General features: G+C 54.8%; 14 protein-coding genes and 1 pseudogene. 3 read left to right on the top strand and 12 right to left on the bottom strand.

Annotation, left to right across the window (positions count from 1 at the left end; translation table 11 throughout):
• Positions 1-142: pseudogene (locus G491_RS36795) on the top strand (IS66 family transposase); the annotation flags it as partial.
• A gap of 115 nt (positions 143-257) precedes the next feature.
• Here G491_RS36795 and G491_RS0125155 read toward each other — a convergent pair.
• The 4 genes from G491_RS0125155 to G491_RS0125140 all read right to left on the bottom strand — a co-directional run bounded on the left by G491_RS0125155 (position 258) and on the right by G491_RS0125140 (position 3,857).
• Entirely contained in the window at positions 258-770 is a 513-nt protein-coding gene (locus G491_RS0125155; RefSeq protein WP_028316505.1) for an AAA family ATPase, read from the bottom strand.
• Positions 771-972: 202 nt separating this feature from the next.
• Positions 973-1,839: an aminotransferase class IV gene (locus G491_RS0125150; protein WP_028316504.1), complete on the bottom strand. Its 867-nt coding sequence runs from the start codon at positions 1,837-1,839 to the stop codon at positions 973-975.
• A 13-nt stretch (positions 1,840-1,852) separates the two neighbouring features.
• Positions 1,853-3,232: an aminodeoxychorismate synthase component I gene (pabB, locus tag G491_RS0125145; protein ID WP_028316503.1), complete on the bottom strand. Its 1,380-nt coding sequence runs from the start codon at positions 3,230-3,232 to the stop codon at positions 1,853-1,855.
• Positions 3,219-3,857 carry an anthranilate synthase component II gene (locus tag G491_RS0125140; RefSeq protein ID WP_028316502.1) on the bottom strand — a complete coding sequence of 213 codons (639 nt, stop codon included), beginning with the start codon at positions 3,855-3,857 and terminating at the stop codon, positions 3,219-3,221. Before G491_RS0125140 ends, pabB begins: the two co-directional genes overlap by 14 nt.
• A gap of 760 nt (positions 3,858-4,617) precedes the next feature.
• Between G491_RS0125140 and G491_RS0125135 the strand changes: the two genes are divergently transcribed.
• Positions 4,618-5,628 (top strand): alpha/beta hydrolase, encoded by a 1,011-nt coding sequence (locus tag G491_RS0125135; RefSeq protein WP_028316501.1) that lies wholly within the window; start codon positions 4,618-4,620, stop codon positions 5,626-5,628.
• 326 nt (positions 5,629-5,954) lie between these two features.
• Here G491_RS0125135 and G491_RS0125130 read toward each other — a convergent pair whose 3' ends face one another.
• From G491_RS0125130 to G491_RS36000, 5 genes are all read right to left on the bottom strand, one after another.
• A complete protein-coding gene (locus G491_RS0125130) occupies positions 5,955-6,461 on the bottom strand; it encodes a hypothetical protein (protein WP_028316500.1) in 507 nt (168 codons plus the stop codon).
• A gap of 33 nt (positions 6,462-6,494) precedes the next feature.
• Positions 6,495-7,121: a LysE family translocator gene (locus tag G491_RS0125125; RefSeq protein WP_028316499.1), complete on the bottom strand. Its 627-nt coding sequence runs from the start codon at positions 7,119-7,121 to the stop codon at positions 6,495-6,497.
• A 191-nt stretch (positions 7,122-7,312) separates the two neighbouring features.
• Positions 7,313-8,707, bottom strand: a complete 1,395-nt coding sequence (locus G491_RS0125120; protein WP_028316498.1) for a hypothetical protein — start codon at positions 8,705-8,707, stop codon at positions 7,313-7,315.
• Positions 8,708-8,839: 132 nt separating this feature from the next.
• The gene (locus G491_RS36005; RefSeq protein WP_051327519.1) at positions 8,840-9,163 is read right to left on the bottom strand and encodes a tetratricopeptide repeat protein; all 324 of its coding nucleotides are present in this window, start codon (positions 9,161-9,163) and stop codon (positions 8,840-8,842) included.
• A gap of 107 nt (positions 9,164-9,270) precedes the next feature.
• Complete coding sequence (locus G491_RS36000; RefSeq protein ID WP_169829521.1) at positions 9,271-9,444, bottom strand: hypothetical protein; 174 nt, start codon at positions 9,442-9,444, stop codon at positions 9,271-9,273.
• A 478-nt stretch (positions 9,445-9,922) separates the two neighbouring features.
• Here G491_RS36000 and G491_RS0125105 point away from each other — a divergent pair, with 478 nt between their 5' ends.
• Positions 9,923-14,641: a VWA domain-containing protein gene (locus tag G491_RS0125105; protein ID WP_028316495.1), complete on the top strand. Its 4,719-nt coding sequence runs from the start codon at positions 9,923-9,925 to the stop codon at positions 14,639-14,641.
• 122 nt (positions 14,642-14,763) lie between these two features.
• On the opposite strand, the gene G491_RS0125100 is transcribed toward G491_RS0125105, so the two are convergent.
• From G491_RS0125100 to G491_RS32465, 3 genes are all read right to left on the bottom strand, one after another.
• Positions 14,764-15,159, bottom strand: a complete 396-nt coding sequence (locus tag G491_RS0125100) for a hypothetical protein (protein WP_028316494.1) — start codon at positions 15,157-15,159, stop codon at positions 14,764-14,766.
• A complete protein-coding gene (locus G491_RS0125095; protein WP_157468569.1) occupies positions 15,143-15,856 on the bottom strand; it encodes a hypothetical protein in 714 nt (237 codons plus the stop codon). Before G491_RS0125095 ends, G491_RS0125100 begins: the two co-directional genes overlap by 17 nt.
• A 219-nt stretch (positions 15,857-16,075) precedes the next feature.
• Entirely contained in the window at positions 16,076-17,512 is a 1,437-nt protein-coding gene (locus G491_RS32465; RefSeq protein ID WP_035220132.1) for a permease family protein, read from the bottom strand.
• Positions 17,513-17,653 lie beyond the last annotated feature (141 nt).

Here is a 17,653-nt window from a genome sequence, read left to right as displayed (position 1 = left end):
CTTTGGCTTTGCCTGTCCGAGCCGGGCGTTGACCCTACCAACAACCGGGCGGAAAGGGCCTTGCGTTACGGGGTGATCTGGCGCAAACGGAGCCTGGGAACCCAAAGCGAAAAAGGCGACCGCTGGGTGGAACGCATCCTCAGCCTCAAACATACCTTAAGAATGCACGGCCTTCCTGTGTATCCCAGACTCGTCCAAATTATCTCCGACTTCCTGAAAAACCAACCCACAGACCTTGCATGGATCAGTAACCCGGGCTAACTACCCCCTGAAGGCCTACCAAAAAAGTTATACTCAACATCTTCTCCCGTTTTTTTTAGCAAACCGACAGATGAAACCGCCCGTTCATTAAATGACAGAGCATAGTTAAAAGATTCAAGGAAGATGGTTTGCTGCGTAGAGTTTTTTAATCCGATTTTCGCGTTAAAACCCAGAACGTCAACAAAAAAGGCTTCATCCGAAATCGGATCTTGGATGTTAAGTACTTCCGGAAGATCCCAAGTATATGCAAACTCAATATCATTTCGAGGATTGCGCCCATGTACCATCTCTTTATAAGAGCCAAGCTGCACGGCCGAGTTGGCGTCCCCTGGGAACAAGACGGCTTTTCTGTCAGGCGATTCCACGGTTTGCTTTAACATCATCAGCAACTGGCTAATGCTGGATTTGCCGGAACTGTTCGCGCCGAAAAGCAATGTGATGGGGGCCATTTGGATGTCCCCTGTATCTTTCCATAGCTTGAAGTTTTTTATTCGTAGATGTTTAAGCATGATTCCGTCTCCCGGGCAAATAAGGGCCTATTTATATGGAATATTTTTTAATACAACATTTCTTTGTGGTCCGGCAACCCTTAATCAAACGTTCACAGGGCGTCAGCGGACGCCGTCTTTGGCTCTGGTGTGAACAAATCAACCAAATGACGCGGCCAAGTTTGGTTTCAGAAAAATCAAATGGATATGCTGTAGGGATATATCACCCCATAAAAAGTTGGGCGCGAAGGGCGGCGGCGGAGTCGTTGTTCAGGGAGGCCAGGGGCTGGCCGCCTATGGAATGCACGGGCATGATCCCCATGAGGCTGTTGAGCGCCCAAACCCATTGGGCGTTGGCCAATTGCCTGACCATGACGGGCTGCCTGCGGATGATATGCCCCTGCCGTTTTAAAAGCCGTTCCACCTGTTTGAAGGCCGTACCGGGCAGACGCCAATGGGTGGCCGGGGTGTACCACCCGTTAATGTCATAAGCCAGAAGGTTGGCCGTGCAGGTTTCGGCGACCATGCCGTCTTTATCCAGGATTAGGGCCTCGTGGCAGCCGTTGTCGATGGCCTCTTGCTTCATGGCCATGTAATACAGATAGTTCAGCGTCTTATGCCCGGAAAGAGGCGGGGAGATGCTTTGCTCCGGGATGTAAAGGTCCCAGCCTTGGGCGTAGGCGCCGCTGGCCGGGGCCAGATAGTTTTCCGCCAGGGCCATGCAGGTGGGATTGGAGGCGTGGGGCAGGCCCAGGCCGGGGGCGCATCCCCGGGTGAGCACGATTTTCAGCCGGGCAAGGCCGTCCTGCAGGTTGTTTTTTCGGATGAGCCCTATGAGGATGCCGTCCCAATCCAGACCGCCGTTCCAAGGCAGGTTGAAGCGCCGGGCCGACGCCTTTATGCGCTCCAGGTGATCCTCCAGAAACATGGGCTCGCCGTTTTGGGCGCGTATGGTTTCAAACAATCCGTCGCCGAACAAAAGCCCCCGATCCAGGGGGGATATGCGGGCTTGGGATTCAGGGAGAAATGCTCCGTTAAGCCAGATGATGCGTTCCTTGGGAGCGCACGCGGTTTCCTGTTTGTCGCTCATGGGGGTTCCGGTTTTATAGGGATTTCAGGGTTTCCAAAAGGGTGCGGCCCTTGTGGAGGGTTTCGTCAAACTCGTCGGCCGGTTGGGAATCGAAAACAATGCCGCCGCCCACGGAAAAATAGGCCTTGTCCTTTTTGCGGACAGCCGTGCGGATGGCGATGTTCAAGTCCATGTTTTCGTGCCAGCCCAGATAGCCGATGGACCCAGTATACACGTGCCGGACGTGGGGTTCAAGTTCGTCGATGATCTCCATGGATCGAATTTTGGGGCATCCGGTTATGGACCCGCCGGGAAAGGTTCCCCGTAGGATTTCCCCCGGCGTTATGTCCGGCCTCAACTCCCCGGCCACGATGGAAACCGCATGATGCACGTTTTCGTAGGCTTCCAGCCGGCGATGCTCTGTCACTTTTACGCTTTTTCCCACGCATATCCTGGAAATATCGTTGCGCAACAGGTCCACGATCATGGACAGCTCGGAATGCTCCTTAACGCTGGAGGCCAGTTCCTCCTTCATGCGCCGGTCTTCCTCCGGCGTCTTTCCCCGGGGGCGGGTGCCTTTGATGGGGCGGGTTTCGATGTACGACCCTTTGCGGTAGAGAAAGCGCTCCATGGAGGTGCACACGACCTGATGGTCTCCGGCGTGGATGAACGCATAAAAGGGGGCCGGGTTTCTGGCGAACAGCCGCTCCCACAAGGCGAAGGGATTGCCTTCCAAGGAAAACTGAAACCGTTGCGACAGGTTGGCCTGATAGATGTCGCCTTCTTGGATGTAGGCGATGACCTTTTCCACGGCCCGCATGTAGTCTTTGGGATTGAAATTGCTGACCGGAACGCCGGTTTTTAAATGATCGCCGCCGCAAAAATCGTGGGACGGGTCCGGCGCCATGGGCGGCAGCCCGGTTTCCAGTTCCAAAAAGGTCAGGGCGCTTTCATGACGGTCGTGGATCATTATTTTAGAAGGAAGAAAAAAGAAAAGGTCGGGCAGGCCCAAGTCGTCCTCGGCGGTCTGGGGCAGCTTTTCAATCACGTTTTTCAGCTCATAGGCTGCATAGCCGGCCAGGCCTCCGGCGAAGGGGAGGGCGCCCAAGTCAAAATCCGGGGCGAATGATTGAATCAGGCGGTCCAGTTCGGCCAGGGGATCCCCTTCCCAGGATATTTTATCCTGTGCGGTTTCCAGGATGATTTTGGCGCCGAAGGATTTCAAGCAGCACACCGGCTCGGAAAAAGCCAGGGAATAGCGGGAGCAATCCAGGTCGCCTCCGCTCATGAGCACGGCGCTGTAACTGGTCTTGCCGATCTCACGGGCCAGATCCAGAAAGCCGGCGTCGGAGCCGGGGGATGTTTTTACGGCTTTGACAGCGACAGTGCGGCTTGGAAAATCAGGCGAAGACATGGACTTCCCCCTGTGCGCGGGGATAGCGCTCTAACCCCGGCGGCGGGATTTTTACTCCCCGGCAGGCCTGCTCCAGAAAATTGGCGGCCATTTCCAGCCCGTATTCGGTCATGAAAGATTCCAGATGAAACTGCACGCCGTGGATAGGATGGACCCGATGCCGAACTCCCATGATAACGCCGTCGTCCGAAATGGCGGTGACCTCCAGTTCAGGGGAGAGGACGTCCACGCACAGGGAGTGATACCGGGCGGCCCGAAACGGGGAGGGCAGGCCCTGGAACACGCCTATGCCCTTGTGGCTGACCATGGAGCACTTGCCGTGCACGCATACCGGCGCTTTGGGCGTGCGGCCTCCGTATACCTCGTTGATCACCTGCATGCCCAGGCACACGCCCAGGATGGGAACCCGGGCCCCGAAATGGCGCACCACATCCTTGCTCACGCCCGCATGGGAAGGCGTTTTGGGGCCCGGCGATATGCAAATGGCGTCGGGATTGCGCTGTTCTATATGGGACAGGCTGGTTTCGTCATGGCGGTAGACCTCCACCTGGACGTCGAATTCGTAAAAAAGCTGCACCAGGTTGAAGGTGAACGAGTCGTAATTGTCAATCATCACCAGCCGCATAGCCTTACAAAACTCCATAATCTTAAATGGTTATTAAGGTTTTGCGGAGCGGCCGTAAAAAAAGCCATCCCGCCTTTACGAGTCGGGATGGCTTTCACCTGACATAACTCACCAAAATCTATGCCACAGGGTGCGCGGGGAGTCAAGGAAAGATGCGCGGGGGTAATGCCAAACCAAGGCGTCTGAGGCTTTTTGTGGGGTTTCGCAAGCTCAACCCAACGGCTCGTTCCCATGCTGTCAGCCCTTGTCGCGCAGTAGTTTTTTTGCGATAAGGGCTGTACGCGTGGGAATGCATATTGTAACATCCTGAAACCATAAAGTTTTCAATGATTTCTTTTGTTGAAATCAGGTTTTGTATTCATTCCATAGGGAAGCGCGTCGAAAACGATTACGCGTTAATGCTTCGTATCCTCGACTGCATGGTTTAGGCACACTTTGTTTGGGTTTCTCAAACTCAATCCCTTTTAGGATTTTCCCCAAAACAGGTTTTGGTCGGTCGTTGAAATTTTTTGTTGACAAGAGGGGATTGACTGTATAGTTACAATAACTAATCATTTATTATTCATTATCTTTCTTGGTGTATAATGCCTTGGACGTCTGTCTCATCCATTTCAGTTTATTAAATTGTTTTAATTATGTAATAATTATAAAATCGCGGCTAATAAGGCTGCGATAAAATTATACTATTGACTGTAAGGTCAATGATTAATTGACCTGATAGTCAATTAAATTTCACCCCTAACCCTTAAGGAGGCGCACCATGAAAAAAGTCCTTGTCGCGACGTTAATACTGCTCCTGGCCTCGCCCGTCTGTCTTTGGGCCATGGCTCCCAGCCCGCCGGACCCGCCGGAAACGGGCTACGGATCGACCCAGTTTTACATTACGGATTCTTATACTGAATATGAAATGGGGGATTCCGGCGACGGAGAACGGGTGTGGTGGTATGTGCCCGAGGTCCTTAAAAACGGAGACAGCGCCCCCGTGGTGATTTTCCTCCACGGCTTCCTGATGGTGGCCCCGGACATCTACATGGGCCACATCGAGCATTTGTGCAGCCAGGGCTATATCGTCATCTTCCCCCAGTTCAACAAAGGCGGGATCAGCGGCGTTATCCAGGACATGATGTTGAACGCCGACCAGAACGATTTTCTGACCCGGGCCATTGATGCGACCAATCTGGCTCTGACCCAGTTGGGCGGCATTGCGGAAACAGACGACATGGTCTTGTACGGACACTCCGTAGGAGGCCTTATGGCCTTGTGTTGGGCCGGGTTTGACGGCCCTGCAGTGCAACGGGTGGTTTTGGCCAGCCCCTGCCTGGATAACACGGAAGCCATGCCGTCGTTTGTCAGCAGCATGATGGAAGGCCTGATTACCAATCTGGATTACGAAGCCCTCGGTCCGGCGACCCAATGCCCCGTGACCATCCTTTGGGGCAATGACGACGCCCTGGCCACGGCAAGCCAGATGGAAAGCGTGGTCGACGCCCTGCCCAACGCCGCAAGCATTCGTCTATACACGGCTTTTTCCGATGACAATGGAAACCCTGAAATCATCGCGGACCACATGGCCTGCGCCCAGGACGACGGGTGGATGCCCTCCCTGCTCATGGACATGTTCGGCGGGGATTGCGAAGAGGATTCTTTGGATTACCGCTACTTTTACGCGGGCCTGGACCAGGCCCTGGACGGCCTCATCGACATGGCCTTTGACATGGGCGCCTGGAGCGACAGCGAGCCGGTTGCTCCGGTGATTGAAGGTTTGCCCTAAACCAATTTTTCCCTAAAAACAAAAACCCGGGATGGGCGTCGCCTGTCCCGGGTTTGTTGATTAATCAATTGATTAAAGGCGGATTTTGGACCGTTATATTTAAGAATGATATAGGGGGGCTTTGTTGGGTTTCGCAAGCTCAATCCAACCTACGATTTTTCTATAAAGACAATAGGTTGGGTTACGAAGTCCGGCTTTGAACATTCAATGCGCCGATGATGCACTTGGACTTCAAACCCAACAAAAATGACGCCGGTGCCAATTCATGAAAACCAAAGTCGCGCAAGATTAAACGCCAAAAGTAGATTTGAGCAGATGCTTCAAATTTAATAATATTGCCTCGGGCCTCCTAAAAAGAACAGATCAATAACAACCACCCCGTATGAGAGGAGATTTCCCAAGGCAAAAGCGGGAAATGTTCTTTTTAAAGGATACTTCCAGATAACGCGTGTGACCAGAACCTCAAAAAAAGTGGTTCCCGCAAACATGACTCCGATTGTTCCTCCGTAACCGCCAAAGACAGTCTCGCGGCCGGTGATTTTATACTCAACGGTAGCTAAACTAAACGTTCCCAAGAATAAGGCGAATATGCCTATCGTCGAGGAGAATGCGTTGGCTGCCAGAGAAATTAGTAAGGCCTTTTTCGCGCTTGGAACCAGCCTCCATCGAAGAATGGCTGCTTCAAATATGAAACCTAATGAAATGATGGGTAGCCAACTCCAATAGCAATTGGTGACAATTAACCCCGGCCAAATTATATTGGCGTAGGCCATGGACGGAAAGAGTGCAAAGCAGGTGGTGAGGAAAAGGGCAGCCCGTTTTGTTGAATTCAAATGTGTACCCCCATATTGACGATATGCTGCTTTTTACCTTTCGGTGACGGCCAATTTGACGGCCAAGGCCAAAAACACGGTTCCGGCGACCCGGTTCAGGATTTTGTTCACACGGGGCGATTTGGTGAGGATTTCCCCGATGCTTCCCGACAGCAGCGCGATGCTTCCGAAAACCGGGATGGCCGCCAGGATGAACAGGCTTCCCAGGATGAATATCTGAACGCCCACCGGCCCTCTGGCGGGGTCGGCGAATTGGGGCAGGAAGGCCAGGAAAAACAGGGACACCTTGGGATTGGTGACGTTCATGAAGATGCCCCGGAAGTACAACTTCCGCAGGCTGAGTTGGAGCGGATCGGCGGTCAGATCGACCGACGACGAGGTTCTATAGGCCTGCCAGGCCAGATAAACGAGGTAGCCCGCTCCAAGGAATTTTAGGGCTGAGAAGGCCACGGCCGAGTTTTGGATGAACACGGCAATTCCTAATGCCACCGCCGTGGTGTGGAAGATCACCCCCGTGCACAGGCCGAAGGTGACGGCGACGCCCGCCTTTTTACCGTTTACGGCGGATTGGGTCAGCACGAAAATATTGTCAGGGCCCGGCGCCAGGGCCAGAAGCAGGGACGCAATAAAAAACGGGATGATGGATTCGAGGCCTATCATTTTATTACCTTTCCGGTTGTGCTTCAAATCAGAAAGACGCTGGATCCCCGTTTCCGGGATTGCGTCATGATGATTGCATAACTGCCGCAATCATCCCGCCGCATCCCTCCACGGGGATGACGGAGAACGTTGGCGCTCGCCGCAATTAGGTTTTGGGGGCCTTTCCTTGATTGCAGCATATTTCAACCATTTTACCGATTTTCCTGCTCGTCCAGGCTGGATCCGCTCCAACCCAGGAGGGCGAAGACGCCGTGCCAGCAATAATCCAGGCGCACGGGCGTGCCGCGGGATCCGTTGATGGCCTTGCGAAAGGCGCCTGCCAGGGAAACCGGACACCCGAATTGCGCCGCATCCTTTTTGGTGTACTGGCATTGAATCAAATAAACCCGCACAAGGTTCAGGCGGGGCTCCCACCGGCGAATCCAGCCCCGGTAAGGCGTGTCCGGCGTACTCACGAACAGGTCGTAAATGGCCTGCAAGCCTTCCAGGCGCACGGCCGTTCCCGCGGAAACTCCCTGGGCGTTTCGGAAGGCCCCGTGCTCGTTACTCCCCGGCTCCAGGATCTGCCCTTTCATCTCCTCGTTTCCGTAGGAAAAAATCAAGGGGATCAGGCTTTTTCGGGTCTGCGGCCCCTTCTTTTCCGCCAAATGGAGCTTGATTTTGATCCTGTCCTGGCGCACGCCAAGAGCCCTTCGTTCGTCAAACAGGGGCTTGCCTTCCAGCCGGGAGAGAATCTCCGCTTGTTCTGCTTGAAGGGCTTGCAGCATTTCGTCATGGGCCTGAGCCAGGATTTTGTCGTCCGCGTATTTGTAGGCCCGGCCTACGCCCAGCAGGCTCCAGTGGTCGAATCCGCTTTGATGTCCTTCATAAGCGTCCATCACCCATTCCAGCGCCAGAAAGTTGATAAGCCGGTTGATTATTTGAGGAGCGTCTTTGTCCGGGAACGCCTCCTGCGCCATGGCCAGGGCGGCCAGCGCCTGGCCCTGGTCGTTCATGATGCGCTTTTTGGAGAAACGGGTTTCATCCCCGTTAATCAGGCAGAGGCTTTGCACGGACCCGTCGCTGGTTTGCAGGCTTTGCAGATATTGGCGAAGACTCTCGATATCCTGATTATGGGCGTCGGTGTTTGCCGCTTGATTCAGTTGGATAAGTGCCATGAGCCCCATGGCGCACTCCCCGCTGTCTACCCGCAGAGTCTGGGGATTGTCTTTGTAAGGGCCGGCCAAGACGCGGAACTCCCGCCCGTCGATCTTCACGGAAGTCAACCGGGCCAGGGAAGCCTTGGCCGCCTTTTGCGCGGCCTTCAGATATTTTGCGTCGTGGGAGGCTTCGTAAAGCCTGAGCAGGGAAAGCACGGCGCCCCAATGTTCGTTCCAATTATATCCAGGCTGCTCCTTGCAATCCAGGGGCGCATATTCATAAAGAAACCGGCCGTCGTCTTTGAGGGCGGTGCACAAAAAGTCCCCGGCGGCGACGGCTTTTTCAAGCCGAAGATCGGCGGTCATGGGACCGGCCGCGCTGCCGGACGAAACTAAAAAGCATAGCAGAAGAAAACTCGCCGTAGCGGATTTAAATAGGATGCGCATAAATAGGCTCTCTCCGGTTCCCCAGGAATTTCGGCGTCAAACAAACACTTGGGCAAAGTTACCACGGAACCGGCTTAATGCCAAGTTGCTTTCAAACCAGCGCCCGGTAATACGGCTTAGGGAAAACAGCCGTCAATACTCCCGCAAAGGCTGGTTTTGTTTATAGTTATCCAGACGCTGGTATAGACCGAGTTTTTCCTCTTTAGGTATGTCCGTAGATATCGCTATTGCCTCTTCCTGTGCGGCCACGGCCTTTTCAAAGTTTCCCGCTTCCGCATAGGCAGCCGCAAGGGTGTCCAGATAGATGGCGTGCCGATCCAGGTTCACTGCTTTTTCAGCGTATTCAACGGCCTTGGCGCCGTCCCGGACGTCGTCGCCGGGGTAAGTTGCATAAGCCCAGGCAAGATCGTTGTACGTACGAGTTGTTGACGAATTGTTATTCACCGCCTTTTGCATCAAAACTATCGATTCCTCAATCGCCCCCGCATCGTACAAAATAAGGCCTTTTAATTCCAAAGCCCAAAAGTTGTCAGGGTTTAGTTTAAGTATATAGTCCAAGTCCTTTAGGGCGACATTGTCATCAGAGCACGGTATTTTTTCAGCACAAAGGCGTAAACAGCCATGACGCCGAAAATCAACCCGGAAATGTGGACTGCATTGCCGATGTTCATCGTGTCCGAGGCCGTCAAAACGATGGTGAACCATCCATGGGATTCCGGGACAGGAGGTTGGCCCATGTTGTCATCTGGCGGCTTAATTTCATGGATTGGTGCGTTTTCGGGCAATGGAGAGCCTTTCCGTAAAGTTATCTTTGGGCCGCCTGGTAATAGCGCGACGCCATAACCCTCATAGTGAGGCTATTTGATAAAAATGGCGAATCGTTTTTTCTATTACAATAAAAATAACAGCATTGAAGGTATTCTGCGCTAAATCAACGAGGAGGACATAGTCCTGCTTGAGCAGGTTCAGCCCGCCTTTTTAGGATTGGTAAAAGATTGAAGAGCGGGTGAATGAGAATCATCTGTGGATGAGAATCACCTTGACAGTCCATTTTATGGGGTTTAAGCTATTACTCATCCCAACAAGAAACCTAGCAAATTCGAGGGGCTGTTATCGGCTGTCCGCCGGTAGACGGCTTTGCGTTATTTGTAACAATTAATAAGTCACCTCTTGGGCCGGCGATATTGCCGCAAAAAGTGAGGGAGGGAATAAAGTATGAAAAATGACTCTATGAAGTCAATTGGGCCTTTCTTGCTGCTAATGCTTGGACTTCTCATTTTTTCAGGCTCCGGGGCCGCTATTGGCGCCTCCATCAGCGCCTCTTTACCCGAAACGGCGGACGCCCCTGTTTTGGGAAGCATTGGGGTTAATGTCAACCTGTATGCGGCGGAAAAAACCGCGTGTAAAATTGAAGCTCGGATAACCGAAGGTTCGGCTGCGGGTTGGCGGGTTCTGAATCCGTCCCAATATCTTTCCATTGAGCCGGGAGAATCCTTGTTCAGGGCTATAAGACTGGAAGCTCCGCCGGAAGAGAACGTATACGGAGTCTTGGAGGCCGTTGTCATAAACCTTTCCGACGGCGTGAGTCAAACTCTGGAATGCTCCTTGTTGTCCGTGCAGACGCCCCTCCCCGCGGGTGAAAATCAGATAGAATATCCCGAGGCCGAGGCAGGCTCTGGGGCGAGAAAGGCTTCCGCGTTCGACGCGCTGCAGTCTCTCAGCGCCAACTTCATGGCCGGCGTAGTCTGGGAATTGGGGAACTGGCCCCTTGGGTACCCTCTTTCCAAGGATCCTGTGGTGTATTCCAACCAGGAAATCGATGTGAGAGTGGGCCTGCAAAATGTGAGTGCGGTCGATCAAAACCTGACCTACAAGGTGCGGGTGTCTAAACGCAACGCCGTGGGTCGGTACTCGGAAGTGGCTCAATTAGGAAGCGCCACTATTAATGTAACCGCCGCAAGCACGGAATCCCTCAACTTCACGTGGGATACCGCCAGTGAAGACATGGGGGAATACCGCTTTGAACTGGAAGGGGACGGAGGAACAATCGGCAGCGCCCAGTTCCAGATCGGGCGGAGCCAAAGCGCCAATTTTGTGAACTGCGAGAGTGAGGACGCCCAATACGAGGCCGGCGACACGGTGACGCTCAAGCAGACGGCCTCCATTGAAAACGACGGCAATGTGGATTTGTCGGGTGTTTTGCAGGTTATACTCTATAAATACGATTCCGACGCCAAGGAATGGGAGTTGGTGGAAATGCTGCATCAGCAGTCCGGAGTGTACATTGCAAAGGGCAGCACTTACTCCCTGGCCTCCCTCTATCCCTTGGAATACGATCTTCCCGAAGACGGTGCGGAAGCCAACGGAGACTATAGATTTTGCGTCCGGTTAGCCCAAAGCACCGGGTTTGTGGCGGCGGTTCTGGAAACCATCATTGGCGCCAAGGTGATCGGCGCCATGGAAAACGCTCTTCCCAGCCTGACCCTGGACAGGGCCATCGGCGAAGACGCCAACTCCAATGGGGACCTGGACCCGGCCGAGGTGGGCAAGCTGTCCGCCAGTCAGAACGTCAAGGCGGATCCCAAGGACGTTCTGGTAAAATACACCATTGCCCCGCCTAAAAACGCCAAGTCCCTGCGTTCCGCCGGACATTTCGTCGTGGGCGAGGATCTGGCCACGGAACTGGATATCGTATTCGTATGCGACACCTCCGGCAGCATGGGCGGAGAATGGGGCAGCCTGCTCAGCATCATGGGCGACATTATCAGCGATCTTTCCGATCTTGCTGACGTGAATTACGACATCTATGCTCTTTCCAGTTATTACGGTTCCTCATACACTGAGTATTCGGTGGACGGCGTCATTACCGACGTGCTTCTTCTCACCCAGCACGAAACCGGACACAGCGAAAGCTGGGGGCCCGGCACGGAATATCTGGCTGACAATTACCCCTGGAGACCGGACGCCATCCGGGTCATTTTGCCGGTTTCCGACGAAGGCGCCTACCAGGGCGACAACTGGGACTCCTACGACACCAATTCCGTAACGGCGGCCATTACGGCCTGCAACAACAACCAGGTCATTGCATACCCCATGTACGGCGATTGGTACAGCAGTTCCCAGGGGACGACCTATATTCTGCCCAACATGCAGCGTTTGGCTTCCAATACGGGCGCTCAGGCGTTCTATTGGGGCAACGACCAGGATGTGATTGACACCCTCACCGCCGCCCTGGGTCAGCAGGTGGAGTTCAGCGCCAGAAACGTGGAGCTTTGGACCCTGCTCACCAAGGGAACCACCACCGCCGACGCCCATAATTGGCTTTCCTCCTGGATGGGAGACGGAAACCTGGCCAAGGCTGTACGCAAGACCGCGGGATCGGCGGACTCCTTTACCGGATGGGCGGTCCTCTCCAGCAACTCCAACGCTGAGACGGAGGAGTATATATTCTCCTCCTCGGAAGGCAACACCAGCGCCCTGTTCAACAGCCTGAGCCTGGCGCCCATGCAGCAGTTGGAGATTACTCTGGGCCTGCAAATCCCTGATGTGGGAGCGGGCCTGACCTACACGGCGATTGCGGAAGGCGACACCCTTTACTACGAGGACGCATTCACCGGAAACGGCGTTTTCCATCCTGATTTAGGCGAGGATGACCTCCCGGAAGTTATGATCCGTGCGGAGGAGCCGACCGGCGACGTTCTTATCGTTGTGGATGAAGAACGTATGAGGGACATCTACGGCGATGCGAAAATCAACACTGTGATGACGAAATTGACGGATTACGCCACTGTGGAAGACGCCACGTTCCTGGACGTGGGACCGCTGCGGGGGCAGTGGGAAGCGCAGAATAACAACGACAAGAGCGCCTTCAGCGACATTTACGCCGCGGGCGTTTCCGAATGTTCGGTGAAGGGGCGGTACGACTGGGACACCAACGGACCGGACACGACCTTGAAGTATCCCGCCTTTTTGGATGAGGTCATCGGCGCCTACGCCCTGGCCCGGGAGGCGGAATCCATCCTTCTGGTGGGCGGCGATAACGTCATTCCCTACCAGCGCATCACATGCCCCATAGCGAATTGGGAAGGCGGCACAGGCCCCTATCAGTATATTAATGGAGCCGTGGTAGCCGCTACAGGAAGAGCCGCCCGGAATTATATGTGGTCGGACGTGGTCTACGGGAAAGTCAACAACGACAATTCCCCGGACTTGGCGGTCTCGCGCCTGCCCGGCGCTCCCGAGGTGATCACGGAAGCCATTGATACGGCCATGGATCCCCAGCCCGAACAAACCCATGCTTTGGCCGGCGTGATTCATGCCTTTGCGGCCCGCTGGAATCCGGCGCCTTACACCAACGCCGCCGCCGAGCTGTGGAATGACCAGGACTTGAACGCTCCGGACGCTGCCGCGAATGCAAGCGAATTGCTTTATGAAAGGAACGGGGATATTCATACCGACTACCAGAACGGTTTGGATGACGGATACTCCTTTATTTACACGGTGGCCCATGGAAGCAATCACAGGGACCCCGGCTCAGCCATGCAGACGCTTTACCAGGAAAACGACTGGGACGGAAACGGCCGTTTCTATGACGTGCTGGCGGAAACCGATGACATCGACTTTGGGGCCAATAATCCCATTTGGGTCTCCGTAGCCTGTCATCACGGCTCCACGTACGCTGATGACGCCACGGATCACACCATGGGGCCGCAGGTCCTGGCAGAGGGGGGCAGCGCCTTTTTCGGAGGAACGGTGTTCATGCCCATCAACGGGAGTGAAACGCTTTCCACGGTGCTTTTTGAAAAACTGCTGAACCCCGATGACAATCTGCGCTCCGACAACGCAGGGCTGGCCCTGCACGACACGCGCAGGCGGCTGCTGCTGGACGGCACGGCCAACAGCTCCTTGCTGGCCCTGGCGACCCATCATTACGGCGTTCCCTCCGTGGAGCCCAATTTGGGCGCCCGAAAGGCAATCTTCGATAGAAAAGCGACATCCGTCCAGGAAACCAGCGACTCCATCACGGTGACGGTTGACTGGTCCACCTGGGAGAGGATGGAGGTGGAGACCGACGATGGAACCAGGGAGTACATCACAAACAATACCGACTCCCTCAAGTACGAGGAAGGGTACCCTCCCGTGCCCATTATCGTGAAGCAGGTCACCCTGCCGCAAGGAGTGACCGTGGACCAGAATGTACAAGTCGTGATTGCAGGCGATGTTCAGGTGGCCGGCATTGATATGCCCAACATGGTCAACGCCTCTTTTTCCAGCGGAATTAATCCGTTTACCGGCAATCCCTTTGCATACACGGGCGACTGGCCGGCAAATGTCGTGGAGTATGAACTGCTTAACGAGGTCAACGGCCAACAGACGGTTGGCATAAGAATTCACCCCGTGCAATATGATCCCACCACGTCCACAGCTACGGTTCACCAGGATATTACGGTCACCTTCACCAAAATCGCCGGGAAAATCGCCTCCCTGGCCAGCGCGGAGGTCGGGCGCATCTATGATGAAAACAGCGGACTCATGACGCTCATCCTCCGTAACACCGGGTCCATGGATCTGGCCAACCTGAGTCTGGTGGAAACTATCCCGGGCAACGTGATCCCCGATCCTGACAGCATCGGCGACGCCGTAATCGGCGCCCGTAAGGGCGAAATCACCCTTACGTGGTCCATCGCAAGCCTGGCGACCGCCGTTGGATCGAATTTTACGGCTGTGACCTATCAACCCTTGGCCCTGGCCACCGGAGACTATGTGTTCAAAGCCAGTCTCGCTTACGAATCCTCCGCCGGCGTGGCCGGGGATGATGTGGAGAATGAGGAAACGGTGTCCCTGAAAAAATCAGTGGAATCCGCAGAAGACACTCCCAATCCCGACATCAAGAACGATGACGGATTGGATTGTTTTATCGGCGCCTTACGCTAATACACCTGTCCGGGAGGCTCCTGTGGGCCTCCCGGACCGATACGGAGAACAGGGCGCGGCCCTCGCCTGTTTTTTGCTCTTCGCCGGAGGCAAAAAGACTATTCAACAGTTGATTGCTGCAGTTACTCTTTTGCGTTTTTGTCAGTCTTTGCGTTTTTGGTGTTTTTGTTTTTAAAAAGTCTGGCGGTTTGGGGGTGTAAAAGAATGGCTGCGGAGAGGAAAAAGAGCAGGGCGTTGGCGCCTGAGAATAGGGCGTTTGGATCGCCTGAAAAGGCCTGCTCTCCAAGCACGGCGGCCATGATCAGATGGTACACTGCGCATAAAAGGCGGCCGATGTTCCGGTATGATAAGATCAGCATGCCGAAAAGTCCGGCAAAGGTAATATGAATAATGGAGACGGTCCCGAAGAGCACGGCCTGAACGCCGAAAAAGGCGCCCCAGGCGGCTAAGAAAAACCCCATGGCCGCCTTGACCGCTCCGGGCAGTTGGGCGAATTTGGGCCTATTTGTGGGCTGCATAGCGTTTTCTCACAAACGCGGCGAAGGAGGCTGCGGTTTCCTGATCCAGGCAATCCGGCTTGTCCTGGATGAATTCGCCCAGTTCCCCGTTGGTCAATATGGCGATTCCGCCGCTTTCCTTGATGCTTCCGCCGCTTCCTTCGGGAACCAAAATCACCGGCCTGGGCATAAGCTCCAGTCTAAAATACTTTTTCAGCACAATGGAAATCAAGTGGCAAATGCGCCAGGTGTTGCCGGTCAGGGTTTCCAGAGTATCCTCCCCGCAATACAAGACGCCGTTTTTCTCCGCGATTTCCCCGTTTTTTCTCACCTTGGATATGACGAAAATTCCTTGCCCGGAAATCACCAGATGCTCCACCCGAAACAGTTCCAGGATGAACCCGTGAAAAACATAGGCGTCGTCGTCCAGGCCGTTCAAGGCGTCGGCCGCAGCCTGATCCTGGAAGAGATTGCGTTCAAAGGTTTTGGGGGAGACGATTCTTTGGAACCCCATGGGATTGATCCGGGAATAGACAAAGACCAGGACCAGGGCGATTCCCGCGCCCACGGCCAGGCTGGAGAAGACCTCGGATTTCAAGTTGGCGCCGGGGTCGAACATGAGCGCGGCGGTCAGGACGGCCATGCCCAGCATGATCAGCAGGCCGGAAAGGTCTTTTTTAATGCTTTGTCTGGTTGGATATCCGATGACTTGGGCCATGGTCTGTTTTCCTTTTTTGGAAATGGCGCCCTTCCCGCCTGGGGGGGCGGCGGGAAGGGCTGGGGTGCAGGCTTTGACGACTTCCTTTTTATCGCATTTTAACGAGTATCTTGGGGGATTGCAAAATGCGACGGCATGGCGGCCGGAAATCGTTTTAGTTAGCCTAAAGGAGATCGTTATATTCAATGGTGCGGCCGGCGGGCCGCACCATTATTTTTCCTATGCGGCCAGTTTTTCCTCGGAGCTTTTCACCTCAGCCAGCCTTTTGGCCGGAGGATTGCCCGGGAAGACCGGTTCTTCCTGCATGTAGGCGTATTTCTTTTCGCTGCCCAGGTAGATCAGCAGGCAAAGCAGGATGGCGGCGCCCAGGCCCCAGGCTGCGCCGCGGGTGGCCAGGATGGCGCCGGACACGCCGGCGATGCCCAGGTCGTTGAAAGACCGGGCCTTAAGCACGCCCACGCGCACGCTCACGTATCCCTGGATGAGCATGGTCGAAGCCAGGCCCACGCCCAGGATGGGCTTTACCGAGGAGGCGATGGGGGCCAGGAAGTAGCCGGTCCAGGTGCCCATGCGGAAGGATGCTGCGCCGCCGGTGATGGAATCCATGGCTTCGGGGCCGTGCTTGTACCTTTCGCAGATAACCACCTGCATGGCCGCCCACAGGGGGCCGCACATGGAGATGTCGGGGCCGATGACGCTCATGATGGTGTTGCGGGCGCCGAAGATGATGTGGGAGCGATTGGGGTCGTAATCGATTTCTTCATCCGGGCGGTATTTCTGGGCGTCTTCAAGCAAAGCCTGGGTCTGGATGACGTCTCCGAATATCACGATGTAGGCCGAAATCACCATGGGCAGGCCAGTCAGGAACATGGAGAGCGGCGGCACGGGAATGGAGCCGAGCATGGTGAAGTCGCGGAAAAGGCCTGCAAAATCGGGCCTGGTGAAAATGTCGCTGCTGTAGGTGGGCCAGGAAAGCTCGCCCAAAAGGGGGCCGACAAAGATGGCCAGGGCCAGGGCGGGCATCATGCCCAGGTTTGCCAGGTAATAAAGAGCTTTGTTTTTGTTGCGAATCCGTTTGAAGTGTTCGGAGAATAAGAGGTAAAAGGCGATGCCGATGCAGATGGTGACCGTCCAGGGGAAGCTGTCAAAGCTCTTGAGGCCTTCGCCCGGTTTGAACACCAGCATGATGGCCGAAAATCCCGCGCCCAAGAGAATGCCCGACTGGACCGCGTTGGGAATCAGCTTGACCACCTTTCTGGCCAGGCCTGTCGCGCCGATAAGGATGCAGAAAAGCCCGAAGGTCAGCTGAAAGGCTATGAGGGCCTGCATTCGTTCCACGCCGGGGGCGAATGTCTCCACATAGGCGATCAATAGGGGAATGGCCGGCGTCACCCACCCAGGAACCACGGGGTCTCCAAAGGTCACGTGGGCCAGGTACAGGGTGCCGTTAAAAATGACGATGGCCAAGGCGATTTCAAAAGACATGCCCAGCTTGCCGGTCAGAACCGGAATGATGGCCATGCACACCGTGCACATAAGCAGGCCCTGCAAATAATCGGGGAATTCAAACCGGTAATGGATAAAGGGAAGGCGCAATGTCAGCGGTCCCAAAGGGATGCCGGGCTGTATGCCTCCATGTTCACGTTTCATGCTCATTTCAACTCTCCTCCATGTTCTATGTGGTATATTCGGACGAATAAGCGCCTGACTTGACAGTCTTTTTTGGAAAAAAGGCGCACCGCTGGCGATGACGGCCGACTTTTTCGACCGATCAGGTTAAACGCTTATCCGTTTTGG

The organism is Desulfatibacillum aliphaticivorans DSM 15576, assembly GCF_000429905.1.
In the GTDB taxonomy this organism is placed as follows: Bacteria; Desulfobacterota; Desulfobacteria; order Desulfobacterales; family Desulfatibacillaceae; genus Desulfatibacillum; species Desulfatibacillum aliphaticivorans.
The sequence above is the reverse complement of the archived record's forward strand: the minus strand, read 5'-3'. Positions and strand labels throughout refer to the sequence as shown.